Origin of the sequence: Pseudomonas lundensis, from assembly GCF_001042985.1 — a bacterium.
Classification (GTDB): domain Bacteria; phylum Pseudomonadota; class Gammaproteobacteria; order Pseudomonadales; family Pseudomonadaceae; genus Aquipseudomonas; species Aquipseudomonas lundensis.
The window spans coordinates 86,678-109,302 of sequence record NZ_JYKY01000009.1 but is presented as its reverse complement, the minus strand read 5'-3'; the positions used below and the strand labels follow the sequence as shown (position 1 = coordinate 109,302).

The window sequence follows — 22,625 nt, the reverse complement described above, 5'->3', positions numbered from 1 at the left end:
GCCGCGACCGGCATTAGCCGTCGCGGCGTTTTACCATTGAATTCCCGCCTTTCAAGGGCGGCGCAGACAGCTTATTGAGGAGCGCATCATGGCAGTTGGTCTTGGTCCTTTGCCCACTTTGCACCCGGTTGCGGGTTTTGAGCTGGGGATTGCTTCAGCCGGTATCAAGCGCCCAGGGCGTAAGGATGTGGTGGTGATGCGCTGCGCCGAGGGCTCCAGCGTGGCGGGTGTGTTCACCCTGAATGCGTTTTGCGCAGCGCCGGTGATTCTGGCCAAGCAGCGTGTGCAAGGCGCTGTGCGGTATTTGTTGACCAACACCGGCAATGCCAATGCGGGCACCGGCGCGCCGGGTCTGGCAGCTGCCACACGTACCTGTGCCAAGCTGGCCGAGTTGACGGGAGTGGACGCCAGTGCTGTGCTGCCGTACTCCACGGGGGTGATTGGCGAGCCTCTGCCGGTCGAGAAAATTGAAGGCGCACTGCAAGCAGCCCTGGACGATCTCGCTGAGGATCACTGGGCTGAAGCGGCTACTGGCATCATGACCACTGACACTTTGCCCAAAGGGGCGAGCCGCCAGTTTCAGCATGATGGCGTGACCGTCACCGTCACCGGGATCAGCAAAGGCGCAGGCATGATTCGCCCGAACATGGCCACCATGCTCGGTTACATCGCGACGGACGCCAAGGTGTCGCGCGAGGTGCTGCAGGATCTGTTGCTCGACGGCGCTAACAAATCGTTCAACCGCATCACCATCGATGGCGACACGTCTACCAACGATTGCTGCATGTTGATTGCCACAGGCAAGGCCAACCTGCCTGAAATCACCGAAGCCCGCGGGCCTTTGTTCGACGCGCTCAAGCAGGCGGTGCTGGACGTGTGCATGGAGGTGGCGCAGGCCATCGTGCGCGATGGCGAAGGTGCAACCAAGTTCGTCACCGTTGAAGTCAATGGCGGCGCCAACCATCAGGAGTGTCTGGACGTCGGCTATACCGTGGCCCATTCACCGTTGATCAAAACCGCGCTGTTCGCCTCTGATCCCAACTGGGGCCGGATATTGGCCGCTGTGGGGCGTGCCGGTGTGCCGGATCTGGATGTCAGCAAGATCGACGTGTTCCTCGGCGAAGTGTGTATCGCCAGTGGTGGCGCACGTGCGGCGACCTACACCGAAGAGCAAGGTTCTGCGGTGATGGCGCGCGAAGAGATCACCATCCGCATCGAGCTGGGTCGCGGTGTGTGCAGCGAAACCATCTGGACCACCGACCTGTCCCACGAGTACGTGAAAATCAACGCCGAGTACCGGACCTAAGTCGTCTCGACACCGCGTGTCAGTCAGGCAAGCATAGTGCGCTTGGCTGGCGTGCGAATGACCGACCGGCGCAAGTCAAGACTGCTGATTGAGCAGTCCACGTTCAAGGCCTGGCAACAGGCCGGAGTAGAGGAAGTTCAAGGGTGAAACGCGTTCATGTGGCTGCGGCCGTCATTCGAGGCAGCGACGGCAGAATCCTGATTGCCCGTCGTGCTGATACACAGCATCAGGGCGGCCTGTGGGAGTTTCCCGGCGGCAAGGTTGAAGCTGGCGAGTCTGTCAGCGCTGCTTTGGGCCGTGAGCTCAAAGAAGAGCTGGGGATCGACGTGACCTCGGCTCGCCCATTGATCACCGTGAAGCACGATTATCCCGACAAGCATGTGCTGCTGGACGTGTGGGAAGTGTCGTCGTTTACCGGTGTGGCCCACGGCATAGAAGGTCAGCCTTTGGCGTGGGTGGCCCCGCGGGACTTGGCGAATTACGCATTTCCGCCCGCCAATCAGCCTATCGTTGCGGCAGCGCGCTTGCCTGATCAGTACTTGATCACCCCCGACGGCCTGGAGCCTCCTGAACTGTTAAAGGGGGTGCAAAAGGCCATAGCGGGCGGCATCAAACTGATTTCCCTGCGTGCCCCCAAAGGCTATGACCCCAAGTATCGGGATCTGGCCGTGGACGCCACGGGGCTGTGCGCGGGCAAGGCGCAACTGATGCTCAAAGGGCCTCTGGAGTGGTTGGGTGATTTTCCGTCAGCCGGCTGGCATTTGACGGCAGCGCAATTACGTAAATACGCCGCCAAAGGCCGACCGTTCCCTAAAGATCGCTGGCTGGCAGCGTCGTGTCATAACGCTGAGGAATTGGCGTTGGCAGAACAGATGGACGTGGACTTCGTGACCTTGTCGCCTGTGTTGCCCACCGAGACCCATCCCGGTATGGAGCCTTTGGGGTGGGAGCAGGCGCAGCAATTGATCGCCGGTTTTAACAAGCCAGTGTTTCTGCTGGGCGGGCTGGGGCCTGATGACCGTCAGCAGGCATGGGGCGTCGGCGCACAAGGTGTATCGGGTATTCGCGCATTCTGGCCCCAGGCATGAGCTGAAGCCACCGCGCATCAACGCACAACTGCAGTCCCTGGCGTACCTGCGATGTTGTCGCGCAAGCGCCAGTGACGGCAGCCTGCGCATCAGTCAGCGGGTTTATCGGCGGCCTGCCACAGGATTTCTGCCACCCCTTGTCGCTTGGCAATCAAGCGTGCCGCCACAAACAGCAGGTCTGACAACCTGTTGATGTAGGCCAGCCCCGGGCCGTTCAGTGGCTCGACGGCATTGAGGTGCTGGCAGCGGCGCTCGGCACTGCGCGCGAGGCAGCGGCACACATGGGCTTGGGCGATCAGGGTAGAGCCTGCTGGCAATATGAAGTTTTCCAATGGCCCAAGCGTCTCGTTCCAGTGGTCAATTGCCGCCTCAAGCCGTTCGACTTCGCTCAGTTTGAGCGCCTGATAAGCAGGCATTGCCAGCTCGCCTCCCAGGTCAAACAGGCGGTGTTGGCAGGGCGTCAGTACCTCGATCAGTTCCTCAAGGCCCGGTGTCTGGACCCTTTGCTCATGCAAACCGGCCAGCAACAGGCCCAGTTGGCTGTTTAGCGAGTCCACTTCTCCAATGGCCTCGACCCGAGGATGATCTTTGGGCACGCGACGGCCATCCCCCAGACCTGTTTCGCCCTTGTCGCCGGTGCGGGTGTAAATCTTCGATAAGCGAAAGCCCATGGTTACAGTTCCAGCTTGGTAGAGTCGTGGACGGGCGCCAATGGCAAACGCAGCGTAAAGCACGTGCCTTGGCCCGGGGTTGAATGCACTTCCATTTGTCCTTTGTGGTTATTGGTAATGATGAAATAGGACACGGAAAGACCCAGCCCCGTGCCCTGGCCAACTTCCTTGGTGGTGAAGAAGGGTTCAAAAATACGTTTGCGCACGTTCTCAGGCATGCCTGCGCCGTTGTCCTCCACCTGGATCTCTGCCCAGGGAGGATTGAGCTTCGTGCGCAGGACGATGCGGCCGGGTTCGGTGGTGTCCTGGCGCTGATGAATCGCCTGTGCAGCGTTTTTCAGCAAGTTGAGCAGCACCTGTTCCAATTCGTTGGGAATGCCGGGCACCGGGCCAAGTTGAGGGTCGAACTGACGAGTGATGGCCTGGCCCTTGAAGTCGAAACCGATGGCGAGGTCGAAGTCATTGCTCGCGATATCGATCGCCTGATCGATCAGCGCTGACAGGTCGCAAGGGCTCATTTGGCGATTGCTGCGGCGACTGAAGCTGAGCATGTGGGTCACGATTTTGGCCGCACGCGCCCCCGCCTGTTGAATGCCATCCAGCAGTTTCGGGATTTCGCGGGCCTGCAAGTAGCGGTTGATCGCATCGAGGTCTACGCCTGTCAATGCGGCGTGCTCAATGTTCTTGGGCAGGTCGTTGGACAGGCGCCGCCGGATGTTCTGCACGTTATGCAAAATGGCACCCAGTGGATTATTGATCTCATGGGCCATCCCCGCGGCGAGACCGCCCACAGAGAGCATCTTCTCGGATTGAACCATCATGTCTTCCATGGAAAGACGCTGGGTGATGTCATCGATGCGGATCACAGCACCGCGCCCGCCGCCGCCCATCAGTGGATAGAAGGTCAGCGCGTATTGCCTGGTGTCCTCACCTTGGGTCCAGGTCACGCGCTCGATCTTGACCACGCGGTGATGGGCGATGGTGTCTTTGATTTGTGGCAAAAAGGGTTTGAGGGGTTCAAACGCCAGGTACACCGGTTGATTCAAGGCTTCATCCAGAGGGGTGCCGGAGAGGGCGCTGGCCTCCTGGTTCCATTGGGTGACGTAGAGCTGTTCGTCCAGTGCGATCAGGGCAGAAGGCATCGAATCGATGATGCTGTTGAGATAGATCTGAAAACCGGTGAGTTTTTTCTCGATCTTGCTTCTCACCTGTACTTCAAGTTCCAGCTTGCGATTGGTGTGGCGGGTTTCTTCTGCCAGCGCTTGGGCTTGATCGTAGGCTGCCTGCGCTTCATCCCGGGCGCGTTTGAGTTCCTGCTCACGCGCCTCGATGCGCGTGAGCATGGTATTGAACGCCTCCGCGAGGCTGCCGATTTCATCGTTATTGCCCGGTTTAGCCCGTAACGAATAGTTCTCTTCGCGTGTGACCTGTCGGGACAGCTCTTCGAGTTGATAGATGGGTTGGGTGATCAGGCGCTTGATCTGGCGCGCGATCAACAGCCACAGCAATACACTGAACACCAGAATTCCGAGGCTGGCGGTGAATGTGCCGGTATAAAACGCCATGGGCAGTTCACTGCTGGCCACGAGCAGCAGGTGCCCGCCCTTCGGAAGGCGGGAGGTGTGATGGCTGCGCAGTTCAGTCCGGCCCCAGGCTTGAACCTGGCCAATCTGTTCGGGCAACGCCAGATGATCGCCGTGCTGCACCTGTGCCAACAATTGCCCGGACGCGTCATAAATGGCACCGGCCCGAAGGGGCGCGTAGCTGCCCATTTCTGTGAGCAGCGCCTTGGCGCTTTCGGGCGAATCCAGCGCATGCTCCATCAAGCCGGGATTGGCTGCCAGGCTGCCCAGAGTCTGCAATGCCTGCGGGGCGGTGCTCTCGTGGGATATCCAGTAAGCCACGCTGATGAAGGTCAGGTTGGCCACCAGCAACACGGTTGCCAATAAAACAAGCAGGGCGGCCAGCAGCTTTTGGCCGACCGGCAGGTTTTCGAGACGCTGACGCAAGGGCATGACGGGGCCGTATGGAGTGGGTGAGCGGGCAGGTTAGCGCGGCGCTCAGTGAGAGGGCAAACCGAGGTGCGTCAGGTGGGCTATCAATTGCTGATGGATGGCGTGCAAGTGAGGTGTGTCCAGGCCAATGCGTTGCGCTGCCTGGCAGGCATAACCGGACAAATAGCTGATCTCTGTGCGCCTACGCTGTGCCACATCCTGATACATCGAGGAATAATTCTGGGCAGTGGCATCAATCACCCGGTGCACTTCAGCGCTCAGGTTTACAGCGGCTTCTGGCTGCGCGCAGCCTACCAGCAGCGCGCTGAGTTCGATGCACAGCGCATCCACTGTTTGCGTATGGGCCTTCAGTCCTCCGTTTGTGCATTGATGCAGCACGGTCAACGGGTTGATTGCGCAGTTGAGCGCCAGTTTGCGCCACAACCGGCTCATGATAGTCGGGCTCCATTCGTGACGGATGCCACTGTGCTGTAAATCGTCAAGCCAGGTGGGTGCGGCGCCCTGCTCAGGATCGCCCAGCCAGTTGTGGCCTTGCCCGGCAAAAACCACACGCCAGTCGCCATCACGAAACGCCCCCTCGGTGCTGGAGGCAAACACGCAGCGCGCGTGTGGAACTTGCGCGGCCACGGCCTGCTGGCTGCCCAGTCCGTTTTGCAGCAGGATCAGGTGCGCCTCAGGGCATAAGCGGTGTGCGATTTGGGCGACGGCATATTCAGCGTCATAGGCTTTGCACGCCACCAGCACGCGAGTGATGGGGTCTGCAGCGTCAGGCGTCTGCGCAGCAATGGGCAGCAAAATGGCGTTGCTTCCCTCTACGAGGGTCAAACCTTGCGCGGCGTGGTAAGCCTGTAATCGCGCTTGATCGCGCAATATCAGCCGCACGTCATACCCGGCCCGTGCCAGGCGGGTGGCCCATAACGACCCCATGCTGCCTGCACCCAGAATGTGCCAGGGCGCAGAAGGCTGTCGCGAGGTGCCGCAGAAGGTATGTACAGACATGAATGCTCGCCCGTGAATGAAGTCGAAGAACCGCTATAATGCCCGCGCATTTTAACTGTCAGGTCAGGCGTGCTCCATCAGTGTTGAGCGCGCCCTTTATTATTGGAGAAAACACATGCCGTCGTTCGACGTGGTATCCGAACTGGACAAGCACGAAGTCACCAACGCAGTCGAGAACGCTGTCAAGGAACTGGACCGCCGTTACGACTTGAAGGGCAAGGGCTCTTTTGAGTTCAAGGAAAAGGACCTGACGGTCAACCTGACTGCCGAAGCTGATTTTCAACTGGAAGCAATGATCGAAATTCTCAAGCTAGCTCTGGTCAAGCGCAAGATCGATGTGCAGTGCCTTGAGGTCAAGGACGCTTATGCATCGGGCAAGCTGATGAAGCAGGAAGCGGTGCTCAAGGAAGGTATCGACAAAGAGATGGCGAAGAAAATCGTCGCCCACGTCAAAGAGGCCAAGCTCAAAGTTCAGGCCGCCATTCAGGGTGAGCAAGTGCGTATTACGGGTAAAAAACGCGACGACCTGCAAGAAGCCATCGCAGCCCTGCGCGCCAAGACGTTCGACCTGCCTTTGCAGTTCAATAATTTCCGCGATTGATCAATGATCAATGATCATTGGCCATGGGGGAACCTCTGGCGATCATCGGCGTCCGATTTTTTCGGGCACTGCAGAAGCGATTGAGCCTGTCGGGTTCAGTCGTTTCACTGAATAAATGACGTCGCCGGGTATCGGTACAAGGAGAGATAAATGGACTTGAACGCTGAAGTGGATCACTTGATCAAGGCTTCGCAAGCCTGGATTCCGATGATCATGGAGTACGGCAGCCGCGTGCTGCTGGCCCTGATTACACTGGCTGTGGGCTGGTGGTTGATCAACCGCCTGACCGCCAAGCTGGGTAATCTGCTGGCGTTGCGCAAGGCTGATCTGGCACTGCAAGGCTTTATCAGCAGTTTGGCCAACATCATTCTCAAAGTGCTGCTGGTGGTGAGTGTCGCCTCAATGATCGGCATTCAGACCACCTCATTTGTGGCGGCGATCGGTGCTGCGGGTCTGGCAATCGGTTTGGCGTTGCAAGGCAGCCTGGCGAACTTTGCCGGCGGGGTGCTGATTCTGTTGTTCCGTCCGTTCAAGATCGGTGACTGGATTGAAGCGCAGGGCGTGAGCGGCACCGTCGACAGCATTCAGATTTTCCATACCGTGCTGCGCACAGGCGATAACAAGACGGTCATCGTGCCCAATGGCAATTTGTCCAACGGCATCATCACCAACTACAACCGCCAACCGACGCGCAAGGTGGTGTTTGATGTGGGCGTTGATTACGAGGCCGATCTGCAGAAGGCGCGCGAGGTGTTGCTGGCGTTGGCGGATGACCCGCGCGTACTCAAAGATCCTGCTCCGGTAGTAGTGGTGACCACGTTGGGTGACAGTGCTATCACCATGTCGTTACGCGTGTGGGTTGATACGCCGAACTATTGGGACGTGCTGTTCATGTTCAACGAACAGTCCCGTGATCGACTAAAAGCAGCCAATATTGATATTCCGTTCCCGCAGCGCGTGATCCGCGTGGTGCAAGAGTCGGCAGCAGAATAATTGCTTGCGAATATCCCGGCCTGGATGTCTGTGTGATTGAACAATTGAAGGGGCGAGAGCCTCTTTAATTGTTTTTGGCGGGAGCCTTTAGTGGTCGGGACGGTATCGACAAGCACTAAAGAAGTTAGTTAGCTTGCTATATGGCTGAGTCCGGACATTAAAAAGCCATGCCCTCTTTGAAGGGCATGGCTTTGTTTGAATACGGTGCGGTTAAGGCATTAACGCACTTAATTACAAGATGTTCAGCGGGTACTCAACGATCACGCGAACGTCGTTGGTATCAACGTCGTAGTTGCTGGTGGTGCGGTAAACCGAGCTACGCAGGCGGAAAGACAAGTCTTTGGCCGGGCCTTCTTGCATCACGTATTTGCTCTCGAAGTTGAATTCGTGTTCTTTGCCTTCGCCTTCGGAGGTGGAGATGTTGTCACCGTTGACATAACGGGCCATGAAGCTCAGGCCGGGTACGCCGTAGCTGGCCATGTTCAGGTCGTAACGACCCTGCCAGGAGCGTTCGTCCTTGCCGTTAAAGTCGGAGTACTGCACGGAGTTGGCGAGGAAGATAGAGCCGCCGCCGTCTACGCGGTAGTAGTAGCCGCTGTCACCGGTGGAGCGCTGGTAGGCCAGGGTGAATTTGTGTGCGCCCAAGCTGTAGGCTGCTGCCAAGCTCCAGATTTTGTTGTCGACGTCGCCCGCCAGCTCTTTGCCCTGGCTAGAGGTGCGGTAGCCGTTGAAGTCGAAGTTCAGGGCCTGGGACTCGGCGATCGGTAGGGTGTAGTTCAGGTTGACGTATTGCTTCTTGAAGTAATCGTCAACGTCCGATGCGGCTACGCCACCGACGAAGTTATCGGTGAACTGGTAGGTCGCGCCGGCGATGTTGGCTGCCGTCAGGCCGGGCTCGCCCGGGCCGTTGATGCTGTCGCGACCCATGCCGGTCTGGGAGCTCAGGCTGGTGAAGCGACCTGCGCTCAGTTCAAGCCCTTTGATTTCCTTGCTGGTGAGCAAGGTGCCGGTCGCGACTTCAGGCAGCAAGCGGCTGTCATCGGTAGAGAAGACCGGGCTGGCGACAAACTGGTTGCCGTATTTCAGAACGGTGTCGGAGATGCGGAATTTGACTGCGCCACCGATCTTCGATTGTGTGTCTTCAGGATCGCCATTGCCTCGCGTGGCGAACAGGCCGTTGCCCTGGCGACCTGCACCGCCATCCAGGCGTACGGTGCCCATTGCAAAAGCATCGACACCTACGCCCACGGTGCCTTGAGTGAAGCCGGACTCGTAGTTGAGCAGTTCGCTCAGGCCCCAATCTTCGCGATAACCGCTTTTGAATCCGCCGCCCTCTTTAGCGATGTTGCCAGCGCCATTACGGTAGTCACGGTTCATGTACAACATGCGGGTTTTGGACGTCAGGGTGCTGTCTTCAATGAAACCCTTGGCTTCGTCCTGAGACGATGCCATTGCGAACTGCGTAGTCCCGGCTGATACAGCCAGTGCGATCATGCTCCACTTCATCACGCGCATCGTGATTTGCTCCTTTGGTTTTCGGAAGAGTACTGCCGTCCCACCTGAATTTTTATCTGGGCGGCTCTTTCTTTTTGTGTCGGCGCAAACTTATATCACGCCGGCCCTATTGGCGATACTTACCCTCATAAGCTTTCAGCTTCTTTACAGCTGTGTCGCAAAACACGTTTTTGATGTCGTAAATGTGCGGCGGTCATGAGTGTTTGTACATGTTGTCGAAACTGCTTTTACTGTTTGGGAGCGGTGCGTTCTGTCGTGAAACCACGGGTTAGAAGCGCCACTTCCCAGATTCTGATCTAGGGTTGTTAATCGCAGGCCCGTTCCCTTCCCAAGGGCGTGCCCTCGATATAGATAGGCTCTATGCAACAAGCATGCTCAAATCTTGAAAAGTTTTGAAAAAAATTATAAATCGGGGATTGCGGGTATTGGTGCGGCCTTGAGCGATGAGGCTGCGCGCCTTGGATCAGGCTTGGCGCAACGTGTGTTACCCGATTGTAAAATTTCCGGGCGTTGGGGCGACCAAGATGTTACCGGTTCACACCTAACCTTGGTGGCGGTGACAGTTGTGTGCACCAAAACCAGTCAGCTGTTTCGTTTTGGTGCGGCTTTGTCTGAGCACTGGTGCCGTGTGACGTGATGCAAGCCTGAATCACAGGTATCCTGCACTGCGCTGGCTGGCGGTTGATGCGTCTGGTCACTGGTAAAATTCCCCGTCGTACAGGAGAACATTCAGTGTTCGCTTTGGATTCTCGTCTCAAACAGGATACGTGGCTGATAGGGGAGCTCCCTTTGTGCAGCCTTTTGCTGTCCAACGACTCAAATTACCCCTGGTTCATTTTGGTACCGCGTCGCGAGGGTATAAGTGAGTTGTTTCAATTGGATGACGATGATCAGCAATTGATGTGGCGTGAAACCACTGCAGTGGCGCGTGTACTGAAGGAACTGTTGTGTGCGGACAAAATGAATGTGGCCACGTTGGGCAATGTGGTCAAGCAGATGCACATGCATGTCATCGCCCGTTACACCACGGATCCTGCCTGGCCTGGCCCGGTCTGGGGCAAGCATCCGGCCAAGCCCTACACGCGTGATGCGGTACTGGGCTTGCGTGACAAGCTCAAAGCGATCATGGGTGACGTGTTAACTATTTCGGAGGGCGCGTTGTGACGCTTGAAGCTCGTGTGACGGATCTTGAAACCCGTTTGGCTTTTCAGGATGACACCATCCAGGCATTGAATGACGTGCTGGTGGCTCAACAAAATGCGGTTGATCGGTTGCAAATGCAGATCGCGGCATTGCTCAAACGTCAGGAAGAAATGGGTGGGCAGTTCGAATCTTTTGAGGATGAGGCGCCTCCGCCTCATTACTGATTCTGCCGGCAGAGAATAAAAAAAACCGCGACCAGCCAAGCTGTTCGCGGTTTTTTATGTGGCGCGGGAAATCAGCGGCGTGGCAATGCTGCAATGACGTCTTCAGCTTGCAAGCCTTTGTCGCGGTTCATGACCGAAAACTCGACGCGTTGGCCTTCTACCAGAACGCGGTGGCCTTCGCCGCGAATGGCACGAAAGTGCACGAAAATATCATCACCGGAGTCGCGGGAAATAAAACCGAAGCCTTTAGAGGTGTTAAACCACTTCACGGTCCCTGTATCGCGGTTGGTCATGTCGTAGTTTTGCGAAGCTGACGAAGGTGAGGATTTGTAAAAGCTCACTGCCAGATGCAGAAGCACTGCCAGTACAGTCGGTACAAGGCTGAGCAGGACGGCAGGCTGATCGCCGATCGGCAACAGAAGGCCAAACAGGGTGAGTGTTTGCAGAACCACCGAAAGGACAAGCAAGGCGCTGACAAGGTTTTGCAGTTGGTGGCGTGCTCCTTTATTCCAGAATGGAATGACAGGTGCCAGTGTGAGGTTGAGTAAGCCGAGAAATGCCAGGTAAAGGGCATCGGCGTGTTGCAGGTAAGGGACCGCTTCGGACTGTAGGCTGGGTACGAAGGACAGCAGCAAGGCCGCTGTTCCCGTCACCAAGTGGACGATTTTCAACATTTCGATTGACTCACATTAAGATGGATCGCAAGGAAGAGCTGAGTGGGTACGGTTCGCTTCTGAAAAAAAATGGAGGCGTTGGACACGTACGTTTATCAGCCTATGCACCTTCACCAAGCCTTGGTGGAAGCGACACGCTGCCTATTTAACAGTAAAGCGGGGTGCTTCTCAAATTATGGGGCCTGAACGGTAAATAAAGGTGTTTCCTTCGAGTGCGTAGGATGCATCCTTTTCTTGCTTTGGCTATGACTCGGCGGGTGCATGATTTGATGTTGTAGCGCTGTGGATTTATTTCTAAAGCTGAAAGGTGTTGAGGTTTTTTGGTAATGGATGGATTTTGTTTCGCTTTGAAGTTTGGCGGTTTTTAAATAAAGCCTATATATATTTATTCAGTCGTATGGGAGGTGCGCTGTTTTTTTAGTTGGTGTGAGTGGGGGGCGGTGTTGCGCATATATGAGGTGAAGGAAAAGTGGGTGTGAAGTCTATGGATGTTACTCAATGGATAGGAAAGGTCGGTCGCCCGGTTGGTGGAGTTTGAATGACGGCCTGCCTAGGGGGTGGGCGCTTGAGGGCTCGGGCTTGGGCGTTCAAGAATTCAATCGGTGCAGCGGGAGAGCTCCTACGTATTTGCGGGTGAGATCCGCTGGATTAGAACTTTTACATAATGTTTTATGTAAGGGTGTTTCAGGAAATATTAATTAACTTAAATGGTGTTGCGATGGAGTGCTCTAAATATGGGGCGATTAATCAGGCATGAAGGGGCGGGTGGCAGAGTAGTTCAACGGGTCAAAATTGATCCTGCCATTCTTGATTTTGGGATGTCTTTGGCTCGACCGTTATCGCGATCGGTCAGATTAAACGGGTTTGCAACATGTCTTCGTCTGGAGGAGGTGTATTGGGAGGTGTTATCCGAGATAGCGCGCAATAATGATTGCTCAATAAATGCTTTGTTGTCTTACGTCGACAGAGAGGTCCACCTGCGGCACGGCGGGGTAAAAAACTTCAGTGGACTGATTCGTGTTGTGTGCGTCATGCACCTCTCCAATGCTGTGCGCGGAACGACTGAAGCGCCACAAAAGCAGTTCTTTTGGGGGTAAGTCACCCATTGGCAAATCGAGTGTCGGTGTTCAGAGACTTGTAATCGCTCAATCTTTATGGTGCCTTTAGCTTGATATGGCCGCTCGCGCGGCTGCAAAGGCTCGATTTACCAGATATAATCTCGCGCTTTGTGGCCCTCTGAAGAGGGCGCCGCTAACAGATAGTCGAGATACGCCAATGCCCATGTACGATTATCAATGTGCTTCCTGCGGTCATCAGTTGGAAGCCATTCAAAAAATCAGTGACACGCCACTGATCGATTGTCCTGCCTGCCAGGCGCCTGAATTGAAGAAACTGCTGTCCATGCCGGGCTTTCGCCTGAGTGGCACGGGCTGGTATGAAACAGATTTCAAGACAGGCTCGAAAAAGAATCTGGCAAGCGGCGACAAATCCGACTGAGATTGAGCGAAAACAGTCTGAATATGAGCGGGGTCTTGCGCATCACTCTCCAGTAGTAAGGGTGCGCAAGGCCTCCACCGAATTTCGAATTACGAGAAGTGAAAACACGACCATGATGCGCAGCCATTATTGCGGCCAACTGAACGAAAGCCTGGAAGGCCAGGAAATTACCCTTTGCGGATGGGTACACCGTCGCCGTGACCACGGTGGGGTTATTTTCCTCGATATCCGTGATCGTGACGGTCTGGCCCAAGTGGTTTTCGATCCGGACCGTGCTGAAACCTTCGCTGCCGCAGATCGCGTGCGTAGCGAGTACGTCGTAAAGGTGACCGGTAAAGTCCGTCTGCGTCCGGCAGGTGCCGGTAACGCCAACATGGCGTCTGGCATGATCGAAGTGCTGGGCTACGAGCTGGAGGTGCTGAACGAAGCAGAGACCCCGCCGTTCCCGCTGAACGAATTTTCTGACGTAGGCGAGGAAACCCGTCTGCGTTATCGCTTTATTGACCTGCGTCGCCCAGAAATGCTCGAGAAGCTGCGCCTGCGTTCGCGCATGACCACCAGCATTCGTCGTTATCTGGATGAAAACGGCTTCCTGGATGTCGAAACGCCGATTCTGACCCGTGCCACGCCAGAAGGTGCGCGTGACTATCTGGTGCCGAGCCGTACTCATGCAGGCAGTTTCTTTGCCTTGCCTCAATCGCCACAGCTGTTCAAGCAGCTGCTGATGGTTGCCGGTTTTGATCGCTACTACCAGATCGCCAAGTGCTTCCGCGACGAAGACTTGCGTGCCGATCGTCAGCCTGAGTTCACTCAGATTGACATCGAGACCAGCTTCCTTGATGAAAAAGACATCATGGGCCTGACTGAAGGCATGATTCGCACCCTGTTCAAGGAAGTGCTGGATCTGGAATTCGGCGAATTCCCGCACATGACGTTTGAAGAGGCCATGCGCCGTTATGGCTCCGACAAGCCAGATTTGCGTAACCCGCTTGAGCTGGTAGATGTTGCCGATCAACTCAAGGATGTTGAATTCAAGGTCTTCAGTGGCCCGGCCAACGACCCTAAAAGCCGCGTTGCAGCGTTGCGCGTTCCGGGCGGGGCGAGCATGCCGCGCAGCAAGATCGATGATTACACCAAATTCGTGGGCATTTATGGTGCTCGCGGCCTGGCCTACATCAAGGTCAACGAGCGCGCCAAGGGTGTTGAGGGTCTGCAGTCGCCGATCGTTAAAAACATTCCGGAAGCTAACCTCAATGTCATCCTTGATCGCGTAGGTGCCGTGGATGGCGACATCGTGTTCTTTGGCGCCGATAAAGCCAAGATCGTGAGCGAGGCGCTGGGTGCGCTGCGTATCAAGGTGGGTAACGATCTGAACCTGCTGACCTGCGAGTGGGCCCCGATGTGGGTCGTTGACTTCCCGATGTTCGAAGAGAGCGAAGACGGTAGCTTCAGCGCCTTGCATCACCCGTTCACGGCGCCCAAGTGTTCGCCTGAGGAGCTGGAAGCCAACCCTGCAACCGCGCTGTCCCGTGCTTACGACATGGTGTTGAACGGTACTGAGTTGGGTGGCGGTTCCATCCGTATCCACCGTAAAGAAATGCAACAAGCGGTCTTCCGCCTGTTGGGCATCGACGAAGCGGAACAGGAAGAGAAGTTCGGCTTCCTGCTGGACGCACTGAAGTACGGTGCGCCGCCGCACGGTGGTCTGGCGTTCGGTCTGGATCGTCTTGTCATGCTGATGACCGGCGCTCAGTCGATTCGTGAAGTCATTGCGTTCCCGAAAACCCAGAGTGCTGCCTGCGTCATGACTCAGGCCCCTGGCATGGTGGATGCGAAGGCGCTGCGAGAGCTGCATATTCGTTTGCGTGAACAGCCTAAGGCTGAGTAAGACGGAACAGCGAAGGCGCATCCCCGGATGCGCCTTTCTCGTTGGACCGGAAATTTTATTGCTGACTGGCACTTCGGTGCCAATTGGCAAGGTTTCACAGACAAGGATTCGGAGTAGGTTATGGCAGGTCATTCTAAGTGGGCGAACATCAAGCACCGCAAAGAGCGTCAGGATGCCAAAAAAGGCAAGATTTTCACCAAGTGGATTCGTGAGCTGACCGTCGCGGCGCGTCAGGGTGGTGGTGATCCGGCGTCCAACCCACGGTTGCGTCTGGCGCTGGACAAGGCGCTCGGGGCAAACATGAGTCGCGATGTCATTGATCGTGCGGTCGCCCGCGGTGCCGGTGCGGCTGATACCGATGACATGGTGGAGCTGAGTTACGAAGGTTACGGTCCCGGTGGCGTGGCGGTGATGGTTGAGTGCATGACCGACAACCGCAATCGGACTGCAGCGGCTGTGCGTCATGCTTTCAGCAAGTGCGGTGGCAATCTGGGTACCGATGGCTCTGTGGCCTACTTGTTCGAGCGTAAAGGCCAGATTTCGTATACCGCTGACGTTGATGAAGATGCGTTGATTGAAGCGGCGATGGAGGCTGATGCGGATGACGTTGTGACCAATGAAGACGGGTCGATCGATGTGTTTACATCGTTCTCGAGCTTCTACGCGGTTCGCAACGCATTGGAGGCTGCAGGTTTTAAGCCGGCTGATGCCGAAATCGTGATGTTACCCACCACGAGTGCCGAGCTGGATCTGGAGGGGGCTGAAAAGATCCTCAAGCTGATCGATATGCTTGAGGATCTGGATGACGTGCAAAACGTTTACTCCAACGCCGAGATTCCCGAGGCTGTGCTGGAACAGCTTGCCTGATACCTCGCTGTAATCCTGGAAGCCGGAGGTGCAACGCTGCGATGATCGCAGGCTGTGCACCTCCGGCTTCTGCCTTTAAGCTGTCCGGGTTCATGCCCGAGGGCATCACTTCTAAAGCTGCAGGCGTTATGACTCTTATTCTTGGTATCGATCCCGGTTCGCGAATTACCGGCTATGGCGTGGTGCAGGATACCGGTCGTGGCTGTGTGTACGTGGCTTCGGGGTGTATTCGTACAGGCACCGGCGAAATGCATGAGCGGCTGCAGATCGTTTATCGCGGCGTGCGCGAAGTGATCCAGACGTACGGTCCGGTTACGATGGGCATTGAAAAAGTGTTTATGGGGCGTAATGCGGACTCTGCATTAAAGCTGGGTCAGGCCCGCGGCGCGGCGATCGTGGCTGGCGGTGAAGAGAGCCTGGAAATTGCCGAGTACACGGCGACTCAAATCAAGCAGGCCGTTGCAGGCACGGGGGGGGCGAATAAAGAGCAGGTCATGATGATGGTCATGCATTTGCTCAAGCTGACCACAAAGCCGCAAATCGATGCTTCCGATGCCCTGGCAATTGCGTTGTGCCACGCGCACACGCGCTCCAGTCTGCTGCCGCACGGGTTGGGCGCAGCGCGCAGTCGGGGCGGTCGTCTGCGTCTTTAAGGGCATGTATGCCGTGTGTGAGCGCTGCGAATGATTGCCTGTGCAATTGTGCAGCGCCCCGGTTTCATTAGTTAGCCATTGATCTGGCCTGAAAAAGGATCTGAAACGTGATTGGACGCTTGCGCGGTACTCTCGCTGAAAAACAGCCCCCTCACCTGATTCTGGATGTAAATGGCCTGGGTTATGAGGTCGAGGTCCCGATGACTACGCTCTATCGCCTGCCTTCAATCGGCGAGCCCTTGACCCTGCATACCCATCTGGTGGTTCGCGAAGATGCGCAGTTGCTCTATGGTTTCAGTGGCAAGCGAGAGCGCGATTTTTTTCGCGAGCTGATTCGACTCAATGGCGTGGGCCCGAAACTGGCGCTGGCATTGATGTCCAGCCTGGAAGTCGATGAACTGGTGCGTTGCGTGCAGGCACAGGACACGTCGGCGCTGACCAAGGTGCCGGGGGTTGGCAAGAAAACTGCCGAGCGCCTGTTGGTCGAGTTGAAGGATCGGTTCAAGGCCTGGGAGCAGGTGCCGAGCATGTTTGCGCTGGTGCCCAATCAGCCGGATGCGCCGGTGCAAGTCGCCAGCGCTGAAAGCGATGCGGTCAGCGCTTTGATTTCTTTGGGCTATAAGCCTCAAGAGGCGAGTAAAGCCGTGTCAGCCATTAAGGACAAAACGTTGAGCAGTGAAGATATGATTCGCCGGGCCCTGAAGGGAATGATTTAAGTGATTGAAGCTGATCGTTTGATAACCGCTTCCAGTGGACGTGACCGCGAAGACGTTCAGGATCGTGCGATCCGTCCACTGAGTCTGGCTGACTATATTGGCCAGCCGGCAGTGCGTGAGCAGATGGAGTTGTTCATTCAGGCGGCGCGGGGGCGTGCTGAGTCGTTGGACCACACGTTGATTTTCGGTCCGCCGGGCTTGGGTAAAACCACCTTGGCGAACATCATCGCGCAGGAAATGGGGGTTTCCATCAAAAGTACGTCGGGCCCGGTACTTGAGCGGCCGGGAGATCTGGCGGCCTTGCTGACCAATCTGGAGCCCCATGATGTGCTGTTCATTGACGAGATCCATCGTCTGTCGCCCATTGTCGAGGAAGTTTTGTACCCGGCCATGGAAGATTTTCAGCTGGACATCATGATCGGTGAGGGGCCTGCTGCCCGTTCGATCAAGCTGGACTTGCCGCCGTTTACGCTGGTTGGGGCCACAACCCGTGCCGGGATGCTGACCAACCCACTGCGCGACCGCTTCGGTATCGTTCAGCGGCTTGAGTTCTACGGCACGGATGATCTGGCGACGATCGTCAGTCGTTCCGCGGGAATTTTCGGTTTGCCGCTGGATCCTGAAGGTGCGTACGAAATTGCACGGCGTGCCCGCGGTACGCCGCGTATCGCCAATCGATTACTGCGTCGGGTGCGTGACTTTGCCGAAGTGCGGGCCAAGGGGCACATCACCAAATCGGTGGCGGATCTGGCACTCAACCTACTGGATGTGGATGAGCACGGTTTTGATCATCAGGACCGGCGATTGCTGTTAACCATGATCGAGAAGTTCGATGGTGGGCCGGTTGGGGTCGACAGTCTTGCAGCGGCGATCAGTGAAGAGCGCCATACCATCGAGGATGTGCTGGAGCCGTATTTGATTCAGCAGGGCTATATCATGCGTACGCCGCGAGGGCGGGTCGTGACCCGGCATGCGTATTTGCACTTCGGTCTGAATATTCCGTCGCGTTTGGGCGAAATGCCGGGCGCTAATGAATTCTCGAACGCGCTGGATGATTAATTAAGGCGTAATGAGTCGATTTTTTTGCCGTTTTTGATGTCACAAGGGCTGGCGCTGAAAATCCTGGGTCTTAAAGTCTAAGAAGAGTGAAAAACAGTGGTCTGGCGGATTGGCAACCTGAGGAGTAAGCACTAGAGTATGCGCGCGCAAAACAGGCTTGAGCCGTTCGCACATCGCTGTCGCGTTTATTACGAAGACACCGATGCGGGTGGCGTCGTGTATTACGTAAATTATCTAAAGTTTATGGAGCGGGCTCGAACCGAAAGGCTGCGGGAGCTGGGGTTTGCCCAGTCCGAGCTGGCAGGCGAGAACCTGTTATTTGTCGTGCATTCCAGCGAGGCGCGTTATCACGCACCGGCGCGACTGGACGACGAACTGTTGGTAACTGCGCAAGTAATAGAACTCAACCGTGCCAGCTTGCGTTTCAAACAGCAGGTCTGGCGGGCTGCGGACTCAACGTTGCTCTGTGAAGGGCAGTTTTTGGTGGCCTGTGTGCGCGCCGATAGTTTCAAACCCCGGGCCATTCCCGAAGCTTTACGTACGGCCTTTGCCGACGTGAGCGGCGCGGGTAAACATTTAGAGCAGGAGATAAAGCGTGGAAGCTAACGTCGTCGACCATTCCTCCATGTGGAGCTTGGTCAGCAATGCCAGCATTGTTGTGCAATTGGTAATGTTGACCCTGCTGGCCGCATCGGTTACCTCGTGGGTCATGATTTTTCAGCGCAGCACCATGCTGCGTGCCGGTCGACGTGCCCTGGAAAGCTTTGAAGAGCGCTTCTGGTCGGGTATCGATCTGTCCAAGTTGTATCGCCAGGCGGGCAGTAACCCTGACCCGGATTCGGGCGTTGAACAGATCTTTCGTGCGGGTTTCAAGGAGTTTTCCCGTCTGCGTCAGCAGCCAGGCGTAGATCCTGAGGCTGTCATGGAGGGCGTGGCCCGTGCCATGCGCGTGGCCATTTCCCGTGAAGAAGAAAAGCTGGAGCAAAGCTTGCCGTTCCTCGCAACGGTCGGTTCCGTTAGCCCGTACATCGGTCTGTTCGGTACGGTGTGGGGCATCATGAACTCCTTTCGCGGGCTGGCGACTGCGCAGCAGGCCACGCTGGCAACCGTAGCACCCGGTATCGCTGAAGCACTGGTGGCTACCGCAATCGGTCTGTTTGCTGCAATCCCGGCTGTTATCGCTTACAACCGCTTTGCTGCGCGTAGCGAAACCTTGATCAGTCGCTACTACACCTTCGCCGATGAATTCCAGGCGATCCTGCACCGCAAAGTGCACACCAGCGAAGAATAAGCAGGTATTTTCCAATGGCTTTAATCGCTCGAGCTCGCAAGAAGCGCAAGCCGGTCGCCGAGATGAACGTAGTGCCTTACATCGACGTGATGTTGGTACTACTGGTCATTTTCATGGTGACGGCGCCCATGCTCAACCAGGGTGTGAAAGTGGATTTGCCCAAAGTCTCCAGCGAGGCTTTGCCGCAAGACAACAACACTCAGGTTCTGACTATTTCGATCAAGGCTGACAAGACCTACTTCTGGAACCTTGGCAGCGAAGTCGACACTGAAAAGCAGATGGACAAGGCCATGACCTTGCCGCAGATGACCGATGCCGTGACCAAAATCATTCGTGCCGGCAATGAGGGTGGCAAGCACACCCAAGTCTTTATTCGCGGTGACAAGTCGGTGGATTACGGCGCGGTAATGGGTGCCATGGGCGGCTTGCAGAAAGCCGGCGTCGGTAACGTTGGCTTGATCACCGAGGCTCCCTGATGCGCGAACAGCGGGAGCCGTCCGCCTCTGAAAATTATTTTTGGCCTACAGTTTGGGCGGTGGGGCTGCACGTCCTGATTTTTGGCATGCTCTTCGCCAGTTTTGCCATGACGCCGGAATTGCCACCCTCCAAGCCGATTGTTCAAGCAACCTTGTATCAACTGAAGTCAAAAAGTCAGGCGACGACCCAAACCAATCAAAAGATTGCGGGTGAGGCAAAGAAATCTGCCGCACGTCAGACCGAAGTTGAGCAGATGGAGCAAAAAAAGGTTGAGCAGGAAGCCGTGAAAGCGGCAGAGCAAAAGAAAGAAGAGGCTGCCGAGAAAGCCGCAGAGGCCAAGAAGGCTGACGAAGCCAAGGCCAGCGAAGCCAAAAAGGCCGAAGAAGCTAAAAAAGCGGACGAAGCCAAGAAGGCTGATGATGCTAAAAAAGCTACCGAAGCTAAAAAGGCTGAAGAGAAGAAATTGGCTGACATAGCCAAAAAGAAATCTGAGGAAGAGGCCAAAAAAGCCGCTGAAGAAGAGGCGAAGAAAAAGGCCGCCGAAGAAGCCAAGAAAAAGATTGTCGAAGATGCGAAGAAGAAAGCGGCTGAAGATGCCAAGAAAAAGGCCGTAGCGGACGAGGCAAAAAAGAAAGCCGCCGAAGACGCGAAGAAAAAAGCGTCTGCCGATGCTGCCAAGAAGAAGGCAGTAGAAGCAGCGCGTAAATCGACCGAAGAGAAAAAGGCCCAGGCCTTGGCAGATTTGCTTTCTGACACGCCCCAACGTCAACAAGCCTTGGCAGAGGAGCAGGGCGATGAGGTCGCCGGTAGTTTTGATGACCTGATTCGTGCCCGGGCAGCAGAAGGGTGGGCTCGTCCTCCTTCGGCTCGCAAGAACATGACAGTGGTGCTGCAAATCGGCATGTTGCCGGATGGCACGGTAACTTCGGTTACGGTTGCCAGGTCCAGCGGTGACGGACCTTTTGACAGTTCGGCTGTGGCGGCGGTCAAGAATATTGGCCGTTTAACGGAGATGCAGGGTTTGAAGCCCAGCGAATTCAATCCTTATCGATCATTCAAGATGACATTCACACCTGAGGATCTAGCCTTGTGATTAACTTTTTTCGAGGACTGCTAGTCGTCGTCTGCTGCTTTGCAGGGATGGCAATGGCGGAAGAAAAGAACATTCTGGTCACCAGCGGTAGCGACCGGGCCACACCGATTGCCGTGGTTCCATTCGGCTGGCAGGGTGGTTCCGTTCTGCCGGACGACATGGCGGAGATCATTGGTAATGACCTGCGCAACTCGGGTTACTACGCGCCGATTCCAAAGCAGAACATGATCAGCTTGCCGACCCAGGCGAGTGAAGTCATTTTCCGTGACTGGAAAGCGCTGGGTGCCCAATACGTTATGGTCGGTAATATTGTTCCGGCTGGCGGTCGTTTGCAGGTGCAATATGCCCTGTTCAACGTGGCCACCGAGCAACCGGTTCTTACCGGCAGTGTTTCTGGTACTGCTGAGCAGCTGCGGGACATGGCGCATTACATCTCCGATCAGTCGTTTGAAAAGCTGACCGGTATTAAAGGTGCATTCTCAACCCGTCTGTTGTACGTGACGGCTGAGCGCGCAAGTGCCAACAACACGCGCTACACCTTGCAGCGCTCGGATTACGACGGTGCGCGTGCAGTCACACTGCTGCAATCGCGTGAACCGATTCTGTCGCCGCGTTTTGCGCCAGATGGCAAACGCATTGCTTATGTGTCGTTCGAACAAAAACGTCCGCGTATCTTCATGCAGAACATTGATACCGGCCGTCGCGAGCAAATCACCAACTTCGAAGGCCTCAACGGTGCTCCTGCGTGGTCCCCGGACGGTTCGAAGCTGGCATTTGTGTTGTCCAAAGATGGCAACGCTGAAATTTACGTGATGAACCTGGCTTCTCGTCAGTTGACGCGCGTGACCAACAGCCCGGCTATCGATACCGAACCGTTCTGGGGTAAAGATGGGTCCACCATCTACTTCACCTCTGACCGTGGCGGTAAACCACAAATCTACAAAACCACAGTCGGTAGCGGTAATGCAGAACGCGTGACATTTATCGGGAACTACAACGCCAGTCCGAAGCTTTCGGCAGACGAAAAGACCCTGGTAATGATTCATCGTCAGGACGGTTTCACAAACTTCCGTGTCGCAGCGCAAGATTTGCAGCGTGGAAGCGTGAAAATACTCACAGATACCAACCTTGATGAGTCAGCTACTGTTGCGCCCAACGGCACCATGGTAATCTACGCCACCCGCCAGCAGGGCCGGGGAGTCTTGATGCTCGTGTCCATTAACGGACGCGTAAGGCTCCCTCTTCCTACCGCTCAAGGCGAAGTCAGAGAACCTTCCTGGTCCCCTTACCTGAACTGACGTGGTGATAGCTTTACGTTGCACTTAACACTTGGGGTTCATTAGGAGTTTTACGATGGAAATGCTGAAGTTTGGTAAATTTGCTGCGCTGGCACTGGCCATGGCTGTAGCTGTAGGTTGCTCGTCCAAAGGCGGCGACAATGCCGGTGAAGGCGCTGCTGTTGATCCAAACGCTGGTTACGGCGCAAACACAGGCGCTGTTGATGGCTCCCTGAGCGAAGAAGCTGCTCTGCGTGCTATCACTGTTTTCTACTTCGAATACGACAGTTCGGACCTGAAACCAGAAGCTATGCGCGCTCTGGACGTTCACGCAAAAGACCTGAAAGCTAACGGCGCTCGCGTTGTTCTGGAAGGTAACACTGACGCCCGTGGTACTCGTGAGTACAACATGGCACTGGGCGAGCGTCGTGCGAAAGCCGTTCAACGCTACCTGGTACTGCAAGGTGTTTCTCCAGCACAGCTGGAGCTGGTGTCCTACGGTGAAGAGCGTCCGATCGCTACTGGCAACGACGAACAGTCGTGGGCTCAGAACCGTCGCGTCGAACTGCGTAAGTAAT

At 56.0% G+C, this 22,625-nt stretch carries 25 protein-coding genes; 20 read left to right on the top strand and 5 right to left on the bottom strand.

Annotated features, from left to right (window positions below):
• The first annotated feature begins 88 nt into the window (after positions 1 to 88).
• Together argJ and TU74_RS09820 are read left to right on the top strand one after the other, a co-directional pair.
• Positions 89 to 1,306, top strand: a complete 1,218-nt coding sequence (gene argJ, locus TU74_RS09825; protein ID WP_047281018.1) for a bifunctional glutamate N-acetyltransferase/amino-acid acetyltransferase ArgJ — start codon at positions 89 to 91, stop codon at positions 1,304 to 1,306.
• 143 nt (positions 1,307 to 1,449) lie between these two features.
• On the top strand, positions 1,450 to 2,394 hold the full coding sequence (locus tag TU74_RS09820) for a Nudix family hydrolase (RefSeq protein WP_047282929.1): 945 nt from the start codon (positions 1,450 to 1,452) through the stop codon (positions 2,392 to 2,394).
• A gap of 89 nt (positions 2,395 to 2,483) precedes the next feature.
• On the opposite strand, the gene TU74_RS09815 is transcribed toward TU74_RS09820, so the two are convergent.
• The 3 genes from TU74_RS09815 to TU74_RS09805 are packed head-to-tail and all read right to left on the bottom strand — an operon-like array spanning position 2,484 to position 6,079.
• Positions 2,484 to 3,065 carry a cob(I)yrinic acid a,c-diamide adenosyltransferase gene (locus TU74_RS09815; protein ID WP_048376283.1) on the bottom strand — a complete coding sequence of 194 codons (582 nt, stop codon included), beginning with the start codon at positions 3,063 to 3,065 and terminating at the stop codon, positions 2,484 to 2,486.
• Between the two features lie 2 nt (positions 3,066 to 3,067).
• Positions 3,068 to 5,080 carry a sensor histidine kinase gene (locus tag TU74_RS09810; protein ID WP_048376281.1) on the bottom strand — a complete coding sequence of 671 codons (2,013 nt, stop codon included), beginning with the start codon at positions 5,078 to 5,080 and terminating at the stop codon, positions 3,068 to 3,070.
• 45 nt (positions 5,081 to 5,125) lie between these two features.
• Positions 5,126 to 6,079: a putative 2-dehydropantoate 2-reductase gene (locus TU74_RS09805; RefSeq protein ID WP_082149860.1), complete on the bottom strand. Its 954-nt coding sequence runs from the start codon at positions 6,077 to 6,079 to the stop codon at positions 5,126 to 5,128.
• 115 nt (positions 6,080 to 6,194) lie between these two features.
• On the opposite strand from TU74_RS09805, the gene TU74_RS09800 reads away from it, so the two are divergent.
• Positions 6,195 to 6,680, top strand: a complete 486-nt coding sequence (locus TU74_RS09800) for a YajQ family cyclic di-GMP-binding protein (protein ID WP_047276745.1) — start codon at positions 6,195 to 6,197, stop codon at positions 6,678 to 6,680.
• Between the two features lie 150 nt (positions 6,681 to 6,830).
• Positions 6,831 to 7,673 (top strand): mechanosensitive ion channel family protein, encoded by an 843-nt coding sequence (locus TU74_RS09795; protein WP_048376276.1) that lies wholly within the window; start codon positions 6,831 to 6,833, stop codon positions 7,671 to 7,673.
• A gap of 231 nt (positions 7,674 to 7,904) precedes the next feature.
• Here the strand turns inward: TU74_RS09795 and TU74_RS09790 are convergent, their stop codons facing one another.
• Positions 7,905 to 9,188, bottom strand: a complete 1,284-nt coding sequence (locus TU74_RS09790; protein ID WP_048376274.1) for an OprD family porin — start codon at positions 9,186 to 9,188, stop codon at positions 7,905 to 7,907.
• 382 nt (positions 9,189 to 9,570) lie between these two features.
• Between TU74_RS09790 and TU74_RS09785 the strand changes: the two genes are divergently transcribed.
• The 3 genes from TU74_RS09785 (at position 9,571) to TU74_RS09775 (ending at position 10,555) form a co-directional block, all read left to right on the top strand.
• Positions 9,571 to 9,825, top strand: a complete 255-nt coding sequence (locus TU74_RS09785) for a hypothetical protein (protein WP_048376273.1) — start codon at positions 9,571 to 9,573, stop codon at positions 9,823 to 9,825.
• Between the two features lie 95 nt (positions 9,826 to 9,920).
• Positions 9,921 to 10,352 carry an HIT family protein gene (locus TU74_RS09780; RefSeq protein ID WP_047281011.1) on the top strand — a complete coding sequence of 144 codons (432 nt, stop codon included), beginning with the start codon at positions 9,921 to 9,923 and terminating at the stop codon, positions 10,350 to 10,352.
• Positions 10,349 to 10,555, top strand: a complete 207-nt coding sequence (locus TU74_RS09775; protein ID WP_047278009.1) for a SlyX family protein — start codon at positions 10,349 to 10,351, stop codon at positions 10,553 to 10,555. The genes TU74_RS09780 and TU74_RS09775 overlap by 4 nt, the downstream gene beginning before the upstream one ends.
• 71 nt (positions 10,556 to 10,626) lie before the next feature.
• On the opposite strand, the gene TU74_RS24900 is transcribed toward TU74_RS09775, so the two are convergent.
• Complete coding sequence (locus tag TU74_RS24900) at positions 10,627 to 11,229, bottom strand: cold-shock protein (protein ID WP_048376271.1); 603 nt, start codon at positions 11,227 to 11,229, stop codon at positions 10,627 to 10,629.
• A gap of 734 nt (positions 11,230 to 11,963) precedes the next feature.
• On the opposite strand from TU74_RS24900, the gene TU74_RS23420 reads away from it, so the two are divergent.
• The 13 genes from TU74_RS23420 to pal all read left to right on the top strand — a co-directional run bounded on the left by TU74_RS23420 (position 11,964) and on the right by pal (position 22,624).
• Positions 11,964 to 12,326: a ribbon-helix-helix domain-containing protein gene (locus TU74_RS23420; protein WP_047278006.1), complete on the top strand. Its 363-nt coding sequence runs from the start codon at positions 11,964 to 11,966 to the stop codon at positions 12,324 to 12,326.
• Between the two features lie 178 nt (positions 12,327 to 12,504).
• Positions 12,505 to 12,726 carry an FmdB family zinc ribbon protein gene (locus tag TU74_RS09765; protein ID WP_047276733.1) on the top strand — a complete coding sequence of 74 codons (222 nt, stop codon included), beginning with the start codon at positions 12,505 to 12,507 and terminating at the stop codon, positions 12,724 to 12,726.
• Between the two features lie 112 nt (positions 12,727 to 12,838).
• Positions 12,839 to 14,614, top strand: a complete 1,776-nt coding sequence (aspS, locus tag TU74_RS09760; RefSeq protein ID WP_048376269.1) for an aspartate--tRNA ligase — start codon at positions 12,839 to 12,841, stop codon at positions 14,612 to 14,614.
• A gap of 120 nt (positions 14,615 to 14,734) precedes the next feature.
• Complete coding sequence (locus tag TU74_RS09755; protein WP_047276727.1) at positions 14,735 to 15,481, top strand: YebC/PmpR family DNA-binding transcriptional regulator; 747 nt, start codon at positions 14,735 to 14,737, stop codon at positions 15,479 to 15,481.
• 128 nt (positions 15,482 to 15,609) lie between these two features.
• Positions 15,610 to 16,134 (top strand): crossover junction endodeoxyribonuclease RuvC, encoded by a 525-nt coding sequence (ruvC, locus tag TU74_RS09750; RefSeq protein ID WP_048376315.1) that lies wholly within the window; start codon positions 15,610 to 15,612, stop codon positions 16,132 to 16,134.
• A 107-nt stretch (positions 16,135 to 16,241) separates the two neighbouring features.
• On the top strand, positions 16,242 to 16,850 hold the full coding sequence (gene ruvA / locus TU74_RS09745) for a Holliday junction branch migration protein RuvA (protein ID WP_047276723.1): 609 nt from the start codon (positions 16,242 to 16,244) through the stop codon (positions 16,848 to 16,850).
• Complete coding sequence (gene ruvB / locus TU74_RS09740) at positions 16,851 to 17,909, top strand: Holliday junction branch migration DNA helicase RuvB (protein WP_047276721.1); 1,059 nt, start codon at positions 16,851 to 16,853, stop codon at positions 17,907 to 17,909.
• A 138-nt stretch (positions 17,910 to 18,047) separates the two neighbouring features.
• Positions 18,048 to 18,515 (top strand): tol-pal system-associated acyl-CoA thioesterase, encoded by a 468-nt coding sequence (gene ybgC, locus TU74_RS09735; RefSeq protein ID WP_047276719.1) that lies wholly within the window; start codon positions 18,048 to 18,050, stop codon positions 18,513 to 18,515.
• Positions 18,505 to 19,200: a protein TolQ gene (tolQ, locus tag TU74_RS09730; RefSeq protein ID WP_047276717.1), complete on the top strand. Its 696-nt coding sequence runs from the start codon at positions 18,505 to 18,507 to the stop codon at positions 19,198 to 19,200. Before ybgC ends, tolQ begins: the two co-directional genes overlap by 11 nt.
• 23 nt (positions 19,201 to 19,223) lie before the next feature.
• Positions 19,224 to 19,676, top strand: a complete 453-nt coding sequence (gene tolR / locus TU74_RS09725) for a protein TolR (protein WP_162199712.1) — start codon at positions 19,224 to 19,226, stop codon at positions 19,674 to 19,676.
• Positions 19,676 to 20,770 carry a cell envelope integrity protein TolA gene (gene tolA / locus TU74_RS09720; RefSeq protein ID WP_047276713.1) on the top strand — a complete coding sequence of 365 codons (1,095 nt, stop codon included), beginning with the start codon at positions 19,676 to 19,678 and terminating at the stop codon, positions 20,768 to 20,770. The genes tolR and tolA overlap by 1 nt, the downstream gene beginning before the upstream one ends.
• A 47-nt stretch (positions 20,771 to 20,817) precedes the next feature.
• Positions 20,818 to 22,068: a Tol-Pal system beta propeller repeat protein TolB gene (gene tolB, locus TU74_RS09715; RefSeq protein ID WP_213936080.1), complete on the top strand. Its 1,251-nt coding sequence runs from the start codon at positions 20,818 to 20,820 to the stop codon at positions 22,066 to 22,068.
• A 55-nt stretch (positions 22,069 to 22,123) separates the two neighbouring features.
• Positions 22,124 to 22,624: a peptidoglycan-associated lipoprotein Pal gene (pal, locus tag TU74_RS09710; RefSeq protein ID WP_048376268.1), complete on the top strand. Its 501-nt coding sequence runs from the start codon at positions 22,124 to 22,126 to the stop codon at positions 22,622 to 22,624.
• Position 22,625: the final 1 nt, after the last annotated feature.